This window comes from Streptomyces sp. NRRL WC-3605, from assembly GCF_001509795.1.
Lineage (GTDB): Bacteria > Actinomycetota > Actinomycetes > Streptomycetales > Streptomycetaceae > Streptomyces > Streptomyces viridochromogenes.
Genome location: NZ_LLZN01000054.1, coordinates 1 through 12,968, shown reverse-complemented (window position 1 = coordinate 12,968; position 12,968 = coordinate 1). Strand labels below are relative to the sequence as shown.

13 protein-coding genes are annotated in these 12,968 nt (G+C 73.9%); 7 read left to right on the top strand and 6 right to left on the bottom strand.

What is annotated here, in order from left to right; genetic code table 11:
- Positions 1-48 precede the first annotated feature (48 nt).
- Together ADL34_RS16195 and ADL34_RS16190 are read right to left on the bottom strand one after the other, a co-directional pair.
- Positions 49-708 (bottom strand): DUF4360 domain-containing protein, encoded by a 660-nt coding sequence (locus tag ADL34_RS16195; protein WP_062667210.1) that lies wholly within the window; start codon positions 706-708, stop codon positions 49-51.
- Between the two features lie 209 nt (positions 709-917).
- Positions 918-2,426, bottom strand: coding sequence for an alpha-N-arabinofuranosidase (locus ADL34_RS16190; protein ID WP_062667208.1), 1,509 nt, complete (start codon positions 2,424-2,426; stop codon positions 918-920).
- A 258-nt stretch (positions 2,427-2,684) separates the two neighbouring features.
- Between ADL34_RS16190 and ADL34_RS16185 the strand changes: the two genes are divergently transcribed.
- Genes ADL34_RS16185 through ADL34_RS16175 form a run of 3 tightly spaced genes read left to right on the top strand, consistent with a single transcriptional unit; the run spans position 2,685 to position 5,930 of the window.
- Positions 2,685-3,299 (top strand): toxin-antitoxin system, toxin component family protein, encoded by a 615-nt coding sequence (locus ADL34_RS16185; protein WP_079034106.1) that lies wholly within the window; start codon positions 2,685-2,687, stop codon positions 3,297-3,299.
- Positions 3,296-4,534, top strand: a complete 1,239-nt coding sequence (locus ADL34_RS16180; RefSeq protein WP_062667206.1) for an MAB_1171c family putative transporter — start codon at positions 3,296-3,298, stop codon at positions 4,532-4,534. The genes ADL34_RS16185 and ADL34_RS16180 overlap by 4 nt, the downstream gene beginning before the upstream one ends.
- Complete coding sequence (locus ADL34_RS16175; RefSeq protein WP_107115604.1) at positions 4,527-5,930, top strand: FAD-dependent monooxygenase; 1,404 nt, start codon at positions 4,527-4,529, stop codon at positions 5,928-5,930. Before ADL34_RS16180 ends, ADL34_RS16175 begins: the two co-directional genes overlap by 8 nt.
- 1 nt (position 5,931) lies before the next feature.
- Here the strand turns inward: ADL34_RS16175 and ADL34_RS16170 are convergent, their stop codons facing one another.
- Both ADL34_RS16170 and ADL34_RS16165 read right to left on the bottom strand, forming a co-directional pair.
- On the bottom strand, positions 5,932-6,780 hold the full coding sequence (locus ADL34_RS16170; protein ID WP_062667202.1) for an SMP-30/gluconolactonase/LRE family protein: 849 nt from the start codon (positions 6,778-6,780) through the stop codon (positions 5,932-5,934).
- On the bottom strand, positions 6,777-7,550 hold the full coding sequence (locus tag ADL34_RS16165; protein ID WP_062667200.1) for an IclR family transcriptional regulator: 774 nt from the start codon (positions 7,548-7,550) through the stop codon (positions 6,777-6,779). The genes ADL34_RS16170 and ADL34_RS16165 overlap by 4 nt, the downstream gene beginning before the upstream one ends.
- Positions 7,551-7,736: 186 nt before the next feature.
- On the opposite strand from ADL34_RS16165, the gene ADL34_RS16160 reads away from it, so the two are divergent.
- Entirely contained in the window at positions 7,737-8,306 is a 570-nt protein-coding gene (locus ADL34_RS16160) for a DUF2269 family protein (RefSeq protein WP_062667197.1), read from the top strand.
- Positions 8,307-8,345: 39 nt separating this feature from the next.
- On the opposite strand, the gene ADL34_RS16155 is transcribed toward ADL34_RS16160, so the two are convergent.
- The gene (locus ADL34_RS16155) at positions 8,346-9,593 is read right to left on the bottom strand and encodes a PucR family transcriptional regulator (protein WP_062667194.1); all 1,248 of its coding nucleotides are present in this window, start codon (positions 9,591-9,593) and stop codon (positions 8,346-8,348) included.
- A 2-nt stretch (positions 9,594-9,595) separates the two neighbouring features.
- Positions 9,596-9,748, bottom strand: coding sequence for a hypothetical protein (locus tag ADL34_RS36380; RefSeq protein WP_179199445.1), 153 nt, complete (start codon positions 9,746-9,748; stop codon positions 9,596-9,598).
- Between the two features lie 205 nt (positions 9,749-9,953).
- Here ADL34_RS36380 and ADL34_RS16150 point away from each other — a divergent pair, with 205 nt between their 5' ends.
- From ADL34_RS16150 to ADL34_RS16140, 3 genes are all read left to right on the top strand, one after another.
- On the top strand, positions 9,954-10,940 hold the full coding sequence (locus ADL34_RS16150) for a DUF3068 domain-containing protein (RefSeq protein WP_062667192.1): 987 nt from the start codon (positions 9,954-9,956) through the stop codon (positions 10,938-10,940).
- Between the two features lie 229 nt (positions 10,941-11,169).
- Positions 11,170-12,330, top strand: a complete 1,161-nt coding sequence (locus ADL34_RS16145) for a glycosyltransferase family 4 protein (RefSeq protein WP_062667190.1) — start codon at positions 11,170-11,172, stop codon at positions 12,328-12,330.
- A 76-nt stretch (positions 12,331-12,406) separates the two neighbouring features.
- Positions 12,407-12,968, top strand: a 562-nt coding sequence (locus ADL34_RS16140; RefSeq protein WP_062739793.1) for a class I SAM-dependent methyltransferase, incomplete at its 3' end; no start/stop codon positions are given.

Sequence of the window (12,968 nt, the reverse complement as noted above, 5' to 3'; positions counted from 1 at the left end):
GCCCCGGCGGGAGGTCCCGGGGCCGGCCGTGTCACCGCGGGGCGAGGGCTATTTCTCCGGGCACTCCTTCCAGGCCAGGTGGTAGACCGTGCTGATGTCGCCGTCGGTCGAGTCCATGGTCATGAAGCTGACCTTGCTCGGGGAGGACGAGCCGAGGTTGACGCGCAGCTCGGTGTTGATGTTGAAGTTGCGCTGGACTCCGCAGGGCGCCCAGACCAGTTGGGCCCAGTCGGTCTCGTCGGTGGCCTGCCAGTTGTCGTTGAGCGGGCCGTTGAAGGGGTGGTTGCGGAACTGGGTGCTCGGGGAGCCCTGGAAGTAGTACGAGGCCCGCTGCATGGCGTTGGCGCCGGGCTGGAGGGCGGCGAAGCCCCGGTAGTCGGCGCTGGCGATGGCGTACGTGAACCCGCCGGGGACGTGCACGACCAGGCTGAGCTGGCAGTTCTTGCGGAACGCCGTCGGGTCGGAGTTGCCGCCGACCTGGGCGAGGTAGTCGCTGTAGGTCACGGTGAAGGCCGTGTTGTCCTCGGACACGGCGACCGCCGTGGTGCCCTGGGGACAGCCGGAGCCGTTCACGGTGGCGACCTTGATGACGATCTTGTCCGGCGGCGGGTCCTCGAACGCCGGGTCCGCGTGGGCGGGGAGGGCCGCCGTGAGCAGGGCGGTCAGCGCGCCTCCGCTCAGCAGCAGTCTCAGGAGTCCACGTGCCATGGATCTCTCCTCGGGATGGGGGGTGGCTGCGCCCCCGGCCCGGCCCACCCTGGTTGAACCTTTGAAGAAAGGGTGGGGTTTCTGTGAAGGCGGAGGGCGTTCGCATCGTAGGGGGCGGAAAGCGCCCTCCGCAGGGGCCAACTCCGGCCATTTACATGGTAGTTGAAGGTAAATCGACTGTAGTGTGCAGCCGTCGCCACCGGCCCGGCTCAGGCCAGCCGGATCACGTTCCAGGAGAGCGGTTCCAGCACCGCCGTGAGCCGGCCGTCCCGCACCGCCGCTCCCTCGACGGGATGCGGCAGGACCCGCTCGGGGTCGTCCAGGGTGTTGCGGGCGTCCGGGTCCGCGTCCGCGAGGGCGCTGTGCTCCACCACCCGGGTCACGTCGAGGCCGTACAGGGCCACCTCCAGCGGAAGCGGCTCGGTCCGGCCCCGGTTGACCGCGAAGACGGTGACCGAGCCGTCCTCCGCGCGGACCGCGGTGGCGTGCAGCAGATCGGCCTCGCCGTACTTGCGGGTCGCGTACGTCGGCCCGTCCACACGGACGTCCAGGACCCGGCCGCGGCCGTACCGCGCGGCCTGCGCGAAGGGGAAGAACGTCGTCTGGCGCCACGCCGGGCCGCCGGGCTCGGTCATGATCGGCGCGATCACGTTCACGAGCTGCGCGAGGCAGGCGACGGCGACCCGGTCGGCGTGCCGCAGCAGGGCGATGAGCAGCGAGCCGAAGACCACCGCGTCCGTGACGCTGTAGCAGTCCTCCAGCAGGCGCGGGGCCTCGGGCCAGTCCGCCTGCTGGAGGGTCTTCGCGCGGGCCTCCCACTCGGGCAGGTACCAGACGTTCCACTCGTCGAAGGACAGCGTGATCCGCTTCGTCGACTTCAGCCGCGCGCCCACGTGGTCGGCGGTGGCGACGACGTCCTCGATGAAGGACTCCATGTCGACGGCGGAGGCGAGGAAGGAGTCGACGTCGCCGTCCTCGGGCCAGTAGTAGGCGTGCAGCGAGATGTGGTCGACCAGTTCGTACGTCTCCTCCAGGACGGTCGCCTCCCACGCGGCGAAGGTCGGCATGGAGCGGCTGGAGGAGCCGCAGACGACGAGTTCGGTGCCGGGGTCGAACTGGCGCATGGCGCGGGCCGTCTCCGCCGCGATCCGGCCGTACTCGCGGGCCGTCTTGTGCCCGGTCTGCCAGGGGCCGTCCATCTCGTTGCCGAGGCACCACAGCCGGATGCCGAAGGGGTTCTTGTCGCCGTGCGCGACCCGCAGGTCGGACAGGGCCGTGCCCGCGGGATGGTTGGCGTACTCCTGGAGCTGAAGCGCCTCGGTGACGCCGCGCGTGCCGAGGTTGACGGCCATCATGGGCGCGGCGTCCGTCTTGCGCAGGAAGTCCAGGTACTCGGAGAGGCCGAAACGGTTCGTCTCGGTGGAGTGCCAGGCCAGGTCGAGGCGGCGGGGGCGCTCGTGCGCCGGGCCCACGGAGTCCTCCCAGCGGTAGCCGGAGACGAAGTTGCCGCCGGGGTAGCGGACCACGGTGACGCCGAGTTCCCGGACGAGATCGAGGACGTCCCGGCGCAGCCCCCGCTCGTCGGCGGCGGGGTGGTCCGGCTCGAAGACGCCGGTGTACACACAGCGGCCGAGGTGCTCGACGAAGGACCCGAAGAGCCGGGGGTCGACGTCGCCGACGGTGAAGGCGGGGTCGAGGGTGAAGCGGGCGGTGGGCATGGGCGCCTTTCGGATGCGGGACGGCATGGGCACCTCTCGCGCGCGGACGGGCTGCCGTCTGTACGAAATACCGGACTGTGTGCGTGACTTCGGACGGGACCGTAGGGTGCAAGCGTTTGCCCGTCAATGCCCGAGGGATGATCCCGGCGCGGCGGTCGTTCGCCGTTGAACGACGGTCGCCGGACCGCATGACGGGGACACCGGGGGCCGCGTAGGCTCGAACAGCCCGTCGAGGCGGCGGGGGGAACAGGGGGTGCGATGGACATCGCGGGCGCGCGCACGACGGCGGCCCGGGTCGCTTCGGCGCTACGGCTGCGGCGTGCCCACACCACCGTCGCCATGCGGGACCTGGTCCGCGACCTGAGTACCGCCGTGCGGTCCGGGCCCCACGCCCCGGCCGGCGTGCGCGAGGTGGGCCAGGCGTTGTGCGCGCGGATGAGCGCCCGGCGCGGCGGCCGGCCCGTCGAACTGCGCTTCGAGCGGTTCCCCGACGAGATCGAGGTGACCGGACTCTGGGTGGAGTTCCAGGACTTCGACCTCGTCATCGTCGAGGAGAGAGCCGAATCGATCCAGCAACTGGTGATACTGGGCCACGAGCTGTGGCACCTGCACGCCGGGCACCGGCATCACCACCACGGCGTCGGCACCGCCGCCGCGCACGCGCTCGCCGGCCGGCCCGGCTGGGACGACGTCGCCCTCACCGTGGCCGCGCGCGACGGCTCACGGCAGACCGACGAGGCGGAGGCGGACGACTTCGGGCACCGGCTGGCCGCCGCCGTGCGGACCCTGGTGTCCGGCGAGGGCCGGGGCGCCTCGGCCGACCCGGTGCACCGCTCGCTCGGCTATCGCGGACGCGGAGGCAGGACGCGGTGAACGACCCGCAACTGGCGGAAGGACCGGTCGAGTTCCTCTCCGGCCTGTACATCTCCTTCTGGCTCCCGGGCCTCGTCCTCGGCGCGGCCCTGGCGATCAAGCTGCCCAGCATCGTGAAGCTGTGGCGCGACCCGCTGCTGCGTGCCGTGGGCGGTCTGCTGCTGCTCGCCTGCATGGTGTTCGTCTTCGCGGCCCCCGGCACCATCGCCTGGACGAACCGGGTCGTCGGCGTCCCCAACATCGCCGCGCCCTGGGTGTACTCCCTGATCACCGCGCTGTCCGCGTCCTGGCTGCTGCTGGTGGTGCACTGGCGCGGCGGCGGCCACACCGACCGCCGGGAGCGGACCCGGCGCGCGACCCGCTGGGTGGTCTCCGTCTACGCGACCGTGGTGGTGGCGCTGTGGGTGCTGTTCGCGCTCGCCGACGTCCCCGTGGAGCAGATCGAGGACCTGGACACCTACTACGCGTCCACCCCGTTCATGCGCGAGGAGATCCTCCTCTACCTGATCGTGCACACGGTGGCCTGTCTCATCACCGCCCGGCTGATCTGGACCTGGATCCGCACCGAGGGCCTGGACGGCTGGCTGCGCTGGGGGCTGCGGTTCCTGAGCGTCGGCTATGTCACCAACCTGGCGTTCAGCGCGGCCAAGTTCACCGCCATCGTCGCCCGCTGGACCGGGCACGACCTGGACTGGCTGAACACCAACGTCGCCCCGTCCGCCGCCTGCATCGGCGCCACCATGGTCGCCGTCGGCGTGATCGTCCCGCACGCCGGCCAGTACCTCCAGGAGCGGCTGCTGGTCCGGCGCCGGCGCCGTGGTCTGCGGCCGCTGGCCCGGCTGCTGCGGCCGGTCGCCGGCCGGCACGAGCCGTTCGTGCCGCGGGCCGCGCCGGAGATCCGGCTGATCCGCCGGGAGACCTACATCCGCGACGCGCTGCTCCAGCTCTCCCGCCACCTCGACGACGATCTGCGCCGGCGCGCCCACGCCGCCGCCCTCGCACTCGGCGCCGCCCCGGACCGGGCCCGGGCGCTCGCCGTCGCCGTGACGATCCTCGACGCCGTCGAGAGCGGCCGGCGCGTCCCCGACGGCGACGACGACGCCGCCGAGCCCGACACCACCTATCTGCTGCGCGAGATCCACGCCGTCTCCGGCGTCCTGCGCAGGCCCGACGAGATCAAGGCGGTCCGCGCCCGCGCGGCCGTCCCGGCAGAGAGCATGTCCGCGCATGAGTGAACGTCCCTCCCCCGCCGAAGTCGCCGTGGTCCTCGGGGGATCGCATACCGGCATGCTCGCCGCCCGGGCGCTGGCCGGGCTCGCCGACCGGGTGGTCGTGGTGGAGCGCGACGTGCTGCCCGCCGGGCCCGAACCGCGCAAGGGCCTGCCGCAGTCCCGCCATGTGCATCTGCTGTGGTCGGGCGGGGTGCTGGCGATGGAGGAGCTGCTGCCGGGCATCGGCGAGGCGCTGCGCGCGGCCGGGGCCCGCCGGGCGCCGGTCACCACGGACATGGTCGCCCTGTCGCCGCGCGGCTGGTTCCGGCGCTGGCCCGAGTCGCACCACATCGTCCTGGCCGGGCGGGACCTGCTCGACGCGACGGTCCGCTCGAGCGTCCTGGCCGACGAGCGGATCGAACTCCGCGACGGCACGGAGGTCCTGGGCCTGCTGGGCGACGCGGGGGCGGTCACCGGCGTACGGCTGCGCGGGCGCGACGGGCACGAGAGCACCCTGGAGGCCGGGCTGGTCGTGGACGCCACCGGCCGGGGCTCGGCGGCGCCCCGCTGGCTGGCCGCGCTCGGGCTTCCCGCGCCGGTGCGCCGCGAGGTCGACTCCGGGCTCGCGTACGCCAGCCGGCTGCACCTGGCGCCCGAGCCGGCCCGGGACGGCTTCCCGGTCGTCAACGTGCAGGCCGACCCGCGCGCGGACGGCCCCGGCCGGGCGGGGGTGCTGCTGCCGATCGAGAACGGCCGCTGGCTCGTCACGCTCAGCGGCACCCGCGGCGGCGAACCGGGCTCCTCCGACGACGACTTCGAGCGGTTCGCCCACGAGGAGCTGCGCCACCCGGTCATCGGCGAGCTGCTCGCGCGGGCCGAGCCGCTGTCCGGCGTGTCCTTCACCCGCACCACGGCCAACCGCCGCCACTACTACGAGCGGATGCCGTCCTGGCCGGAGAACTTCACCGTCCTCGGTGACGCGCTGGCCGCGTACAACCCGGTGTACGGGCACGGGCTGGCGGTCGGGGCCCAGAGCGCGCTGATCCTGCGCGAGACGGTCCGGCGGCACCGCTGGGGCGCGGCGGGGCTGGCCCGGCGGATCCAGAAGGCCGTGGCGCGGCCGGTCGGGGCGGCCTGGGACCTGGCGATCGGCCAGGACGTGTTCTACCCGGGCGCCACCGAGACCGGGCCGACCCTGCGGGACCGGCTGGTGGCGGGGTACGTGGACCGGCTGATGCACACGGCCACGGGCAACGGGCGCATCGCCCGCCGCGTCACCGACGTGACGTCGCTGGAGCGGCGGGCGGAGGTGCTGCTGAGCCCGTCGGTGCTGCTGGCGGCGGCGGTGGGCCCGTTGAAGCCCCGGCTCACCGGGCCGCCGCTGACCGCGGAGGAGATGAAGAACGCGGGACTGTCCTGACCTATCCGGCGAAGGCGGGCTGCGCCTGCCCCCTGCCCGCCCCCGGCACCACGAACAGCGAGCCGGCCAGGGGCGGGGGCGTGTCCAGGCCGACCCGGGCCGTGGTGACGTACAGGTCGGTCAGGTCGGGCCCGCCGAACGCGCACGCCGTCACGCGGGGCACCGGGAAGGTGATCACCCGGTCGAGCTCGCCGTCGGGGGTGTAGCGGCGTACGGCGGAGCCGTCCCACAGGGCCACCCAGACGGCGCCCTCGGCGTCGACGGTCAGCCCGTCGGGGAAGCCGGCGCCGTCCTCGATCACGGCGAAGGGGCGCCGGTTCGTCGCGCGGCCGCCTTCGTGGTCGAAGACGTCCACCCGGCGGGTCGGCGTGTCGATGTAGTAGAGGAGCCGGCCGTCGGGGCTCCAGCCGGTGCCGTTGCTCACCGTCACGTCGTCGAGGACGGTCTCCGCCGTGCCGTCCCCGGTGATCCGGGAGAGCGTGCCGCCGCCGGGCGCCTCGTCGTAGCGCATGGTGCCGGCCCACAGCGAGCCGTCGGGGGCGACGGCGGCGTCGTTGGCCCGGCGGCCGGGCACCGGTTCGTGGCGCAGCCAGCGGAAGCCGCCGTCCGGGTCCAGCAGTCCCACGCCGTCCCGCAGGTTCAGCACGAGCCCGCCGCCCGCGCGGGGCTCGACGGCGCCGACGTGCTGCGGGGTGGTCCGCACGGAGCGGTGGCCGGAGACGGGGTCGTAGGTGTGGACGCGGGAGTTCAGGATGTCGATCCAGAGCAGGCGGCCGCTCGCGGGGTCCCAGGTCGGGCCCTCGCCCAGCTGGGCCTCGGCCCGCACCGCCACCTCGTAGGGCGCGCTCATGCCGCACCCCGGTGGCCGAGGCGCTCCGACAGCTGGGCGGCGCCCTTGACGGCGAGCTGCTCCAGCTCGGCGCGGCGCTCGTCGCTCCAGCGGATCATGGGGACGGAGATGGACAGCGCGGCGACGACCTGCCCGGTGCGGTCCCGTACGGGAGCCGCCACGCAGGAGACGTCCGGGTTGGACTCGCGGTTCTCGACGGCGAGCTGCCGCTCGCGGATGCCGGCGAGGGCCTCGCGCAGCACGGCCGGGTCGGTGATGCTGTTCGGTGTCATCGCGGCGAGTTCGGCGCCGTCGGGGAGGCGGGAGGCGAGCTCCGTCTCCGGGAGGGAGGCGAGCAGCATCTTGCCGACCGACGTGCAGTGGGCGGGCAGGCGGCGCCCGGCGGCGGACACCATCCGCACGGCGTGCGTCGAGTCGACCTTGGCGATGTAGATGACGTCGGTGCCCTCCAGGATGGCCACGTGCACGGTCTCGTCGCAGGTCTCGGCGACGGACCGGGCGACCTGCTGCCCCTCGGCGGCGAGGTCGAGCTGCTCGGCGTACCGGCTGCCGAGCTGGTACGGCCGTACGCCCAGCCGGTACCGTCCCGGCTGGCCCGGCACCTGCACGATGTACGACCGGGCGGCGAGGGTGGTGACGAGCTCGTGCACGGTGGTGCGCGGCAGCTGGAGCCGGCGCACGATGTCGGGGGCGGAGAGCGTGCCGTCCCCGTCGAGGAAGAGCTCGAGGATGTCGAGAGCCCGGGTCACGGCAGGTACGAGGCGTCCCACGTCCGGCCTCCTCCTTGGTGTCGAAGAGGCTGCGTTCGATATTTCAACAGCCGATCGGAATGACGAACACAGGCTAGTCGGCGCCCCTCACCCCGGCAATGGCCGCGCGCCTACTCCCTCGCCAGTACGCCGGGTTACTCCCGCCGTCAGACGCCTCCGGGGCCTGTCCACGGCACCGTGGTGCCCATGTCGTCCACCGCTTCCCCCACCGCCACGAGGCTGAGCCGCCCGGCCCGCCGGGGCCTCCTCGTCGTCCATGTCATCGCCTCCGCCGGCTGGCTCGGACTCACGCTCGGACTGCTGGCGCTCGGGACCACCGCGGCGACCACCCGGTCCGCGGCGGCCGTGGAGGCGTCCGTGCGGGCCATGAAGCTGTTCGCCGACTGGCTGCTGCTGCCGCTCGCCCTGCTCACCCTGGTCAGCGGGCTCGTGCTGTCGCTGGGCACGCACTGGGGGCTGGCCCGGCACCGCTGGGTGTACACCAAGTTCTGGCTGACCCTGGCCACCACGGCGGCCACCGCCTTCGTCCTGCGGCCCGCCGTGGACGCCGCCGTCGCGGAGGTCGCCGCGGGCGGGCCGCTGCCGGACACCGGGGACGTCCTGATGGGCCCGGTGGTGTCCCTGTCGGCGTACGTCTTCATGACGGTGATCTCGGTGCTGAAGCCCTGGGGCCTCACCCGGCGCGGACGCAGGCTGCGCGAGGAGGCCGCCCGCGCCCGGTCCGGCAGGGGGCGGCGGGTCCGCCAGGACGTCTGACGGGGCCGCTGCCGGGACGCCTCGCCCACGACGCCCGGCCTACCGAGGGGTCTCACCCAGGACGCCCCTCAACCGCTGGGCGCGCAGCACCAGTTCGAGTTCGAAGCGCCGGTCCGGGTCGTCGATCTCGGCGCCCCAGAGTTCGCGGATCTGCCGCAGCCGGTAGCGCACGGTCTGCGGATGCACCCCGAGCCGGGCGGCCACCTCCGGGGCGCCGCCCCTGGTCTCCAGCCAGGCCAGCAGCGTCTCCGCGAGCCGCCGCCCGTGCGAGGGCCCGCACTGCTCCAGCGGCGCCAGGCAGCGCACCGCCAGGTCGTCGATCAGCTCCTCGGGCTGGAGCAGCACCAGCGCCTCGGTGTGCTCGGTGCAGTGCAGGACCTCCCCGGCCGGCAGCAGCCGCCGTTCCATCAGTCCCACGGCCGCCTCGGCCCAGCGCAGCGACTTCGCGGCCTCGGCCAGCGGCACGGGCGGCCCGATCGCCCCGGACCAGCCGCTGAGCGCGCGGCCGAGCAGTTCGGGGCGGCCGGCGGCGTCCGGTTCGGGGACGACCATCCGCGGCCGCTCGTACTCCAGGTCGAGCAGGACGCCCTCCCCGACGGCCGGGGCCAGCGCCTCCCGCGCCGGGCGCAGCAGCACGCCCACCGCGACCTTCTCCGGCAGCGACCAGCCGATCCGGGCGGCGCGTTCCGCGAGGGCGTCGGCCGGGTCGCCGCGGTGGCGCTCGGCGAGCAGCAGTTCCATCAGGCGCCGTTGCAGGCGCAGCCGTTCACCGGCCTGGCGGGCCGCGGCCTCGGCGTAGCCGCGCACCGACTGGTCGACCAGGCCGTCCAGGTACTCGTACCCGGCGTCGACCAGCTCGTACATCGCGGGCGGCGGGATGTCGACGCGCTGGCCGATCTCGGCGAACCGGCGCCAGGCCAGGCGTACGCCGAGCCGGTAGATGGCCTGGAGGGAGTCCAGGGAGCGCCCGTTGTAGCCCTCGCCGCGCCCGAAGTCCTGGAAGACGCCGGGCGGGACGGTCGGGCGGCCCTCCGAGGTCTCCAGGTGCCCGATGAAGACCTCGATCGCGCGCCGGATGCCGATGAGGGCCATGGGCTCGCCCGAGTCGTCCAGCACGACCGGGAGGTGGGGGTACTCGCGCCGGATCTCCTTCAGGATCTCCTCGGCGAGTCCGGGCGCGTCGGCGAGGACGAGCTGGGCGAAGCGGCGGACCTGGAAGCGGGGGACGTCGTGCCAGGCCGAGCGGCGCAGGGCGGCCGGTCCGGCGGAGGGGCGGGTGACGGCCACCGTCAACTCCCCTGCCCGGCCCGCTCGTAGGTGATCAGGGGGGTGTTCGGCTGGTCGGGGGTGGCCTCCAGCAGCGCGACGACGCCGAGCGCGGCGCCCACCGCGAGGAGGGCGGCGAGCACGACGGTCAGCGCGGCGGCGAGCAGTCTGGACATCGCAGGGTCAGCCTCTCTGTCCGAGATCCCGGAGTTGTCCCCACCCGGGTGTCGCCCGTCCGGTCCCGACCTCTGCCTGTCCGGCCAGTGTCGACACCCCGTGACGGTCCGTCAAGACCGTTGACACCCCGGTCCGGTCCGCCTACGGTTCCCCGCCCAGAGCACGGCCAGGCATCGTCCACGTGTCGACCCCCAGGAGTGCCGGATGCGCCGTACAGCCTCACCTGTCTCGTTGATCCTGCTGGGCCTCGGCACGTTTCTGCTGGTCCTGGCGCCGATGCTGGCCTGGTACGTGACGCCGCGGGCCGCCGTGAACCCCGTCGACATCGACACCACAGCCGTCTACAAGGGCACCGGGAGCGTCTTCGACACCGAGCGGATCGAGACGGTGCCGGACCGGACGATCACCGTCACGCAGCGCGTCCGGGGCGACGTGGCGGCGAGCGAGCGCAGCGGCAACGCCGTCTGGGACGTGATCACCACCGTCGACACCGACGACACGCTGCCGGCCGCCGACCCGCACGACGCGCTGGACTTCGCGCCGCACCGCTGGGTGATGGACCGCAGGACGAGCCGGCCGGTGCACTGCTGCCAGGAGAGCCCGTACATCGAGGGCGAGGCCTATCTGAAGTTCCCGTTCGACGTGCGGAAACGCTCCTACCAGTGGTGGGACAACACGGGCGGGACGACGGTGACCATGCGGTACGCGGGCACCGAGAAGGTGCAGGGGTACACCGGGTACCGGTTCACCGCCGAGGTCGCGCCCCGCAAGGTCGGCACCCGGCTCGTCCCCGGCAGCCTCGTCGGCGAGCCCGGGCGGCCGCAGGTGCTGGCCGAGGAGTGGTACGCCAACCACGGGTTCGAGCTGGTCGTGGACCAGCGCACGGGCCGGGTGATCTACGCGCAGACCGGTCCGCGCCGCACGCTGCGGGCGCCGGGCGGCGACCGGGACGCGGCGGTGCTGCTGGACAGCCGGAAGATCGCGTTCACCACGGCCACGCAGAAGGAGGCCGTACGGCAGGCCGAGCGGGACAGCGGGATGCTGCGCACGGTGGGCGTGACGCTGCCGATCGGCGCGGCGGTGGCGGGCGGTGTGCTGGCGGTGGCCGGTGCCGTTCTGGTGGTCCGGGGGCGAAAGCGCCCGGAATCGACCGGTACGCCGGAGACGCCCCACCCTTCTCTCACGATGTGACATAACGTCAGCTCCGTTCAGGGCCGAAATTGTCACCTCGGTGAGTAGCCGCGGGCGACGGCTGGGCGAAAACTGTCCCCTCCCACCCGGACACAGCCTGTCCCCGCTTGTCGCGTTTCCCGCATTTCCCGCGCCACCTCCGCACGCCGCCCAGGACCCTCCACTCCCCCACAGGAACCCGACCTCGCTCCCCACACCGAGTTCCGCACCCTGACGAGTTGGAGCACCGATGCCCCAGCACGTGCCCTCGCCGCCGCGCGCCACGCTCCCCTGCGCGTCGCGGCAGCACCCTTCGACGCTCCCCCCACAACCGCGCCGAATCGTTTTTCTCGCCCATCGCGACCTCGGCAACCGCTCCGCGGGCGGCTCCGAGCTGCTGGTCGACCGGCTCGCCGACGGCCTCACCCGGCTCGGCCACCAGGTCACCCTGCTGTGCGGGGGCCCGGCGGCCTACCGCGACTACCGGGTCGTCTCCGCGGGCGGCTCCCTCGACCACTATCTGCGGGCGAGATCCGCCTTCGCCCGCCAGGTCGGCGACTGCGACCTGCTGGTCGAGGTCTGCAACGGCATGCCCTACCTCGCCCCGCTGTGGCACCGCGGGCCGACGCTGCGGCTGGTCAACCACGTGCACACCGACCTGTGGCCGATGCGGTTCGGCGGCCCCCTCGCGCCCGCCGCCCGGCTCGGCCGGCGCCTGGAGCACTGGGCGCTCGCCGGAGCCCGGCAGGAGGGCCTGCTGGTCGCCGTCTCCCCGTCCACGGCCCACGCCCTGCGGGCCATCGGCGTCGAGCGGGAGCGCATCCGCGTCGTGCACAACGGCGTGGAGGAGCCCGGACCGCTCGGCGAACGGTCGCCCGAGCCGCTGTTCGTCGCCGTCGGACGGCTCGTCGAGTACAAGCGGATCGACCTGCTGCTGCGGCTGTGGGAGCGGGTACGGCCGGTGACCGGCGGACGGCTCGTGATCGTCGGCGACGGGCCCGAACGGCGTCGGCTGACCGAACTCGCGGGTCGGAGTGTGGAGTTCACCGGCCACGTCTCCGAGGCGGAGAAGCACCGGCTGCTGTGCGCGGCCTGGCTGCTGCTGCATCCGTCGGCCGTGGAGGGGTGGGGGCTCGTCGTCACCGAGGCCGCCGCCCGCGAGACACCGGCCGTCGCCTTCGACGTGCCCGGGCTGCGGGACTCCGTCGTGGACGGGGAGACCGGGGTGCTGGCGCGCGGCGAGTCCTCCTTCGCGGCCGCCTGGTGCACGCTCGCGCTGTCCGGGCACCGGCGGGAGCTGATGGGCAAGGCCGCGCGGGACCGGGCGGCCCGCTACCGCTGGGAGCGGACGGTACGGCAGTTCCGCGCGGTGGCCGCGGAGGCGGTGAGCCGTGGCGGCCGTACGCCGTAGCGGGCCGGCCGGGGCGCGGGGCGGCGGCGGCCGGCCGCGCGGCTCACCGGCGCCCCGGCCTCTCCGGGACCCGTCGCTGCGCCGGTCCCTCGCCCTGTTCCGCGCGTTCCGCCACGAGCAGGACGACCCCGCGTCCTGCTACACGCTGCTCGCGCGGGACGCCGCCGACCAGGTCGAGGCGTACGGCGGGCCCCTGGACGGGCGGACCGTGGTCGACGTGGGCGGCGGGAGCGGGTACTTCGTCGAGGAGTTCCGGCGGCGGGGCGCCGACGCGTACCTCTTCGAACCGGACCCGCGCGAGCTGGGCTCGCGGCCGCCCGAGGGGACCGTGGTCGCCGACGGCTATCTGCTGCCCCTGCGTGACGGGGCCGCCGACGTCACCTTCTCCTCCAACGTGCTGGAGCACGTCGCCGACCCGGGGACCTTCCTGAGCGAGCTGGCCCGGGTGACCCGTCCGGGCGGGCTGCTCTACGTGTCGTTCACCAACTGGCTGTCCCCGTGGGGCGGTCACGAGTGGGCGCCCTGGCACTACCTCGGCGCCGAACGGGCCCGCGCCCGCTACCGGCGGCGCACCGGACGCGACGCCAAGCACACCCTCGGCGAAAACCTGTTCGCCGTGCACGTCGGCAGCACCCTGC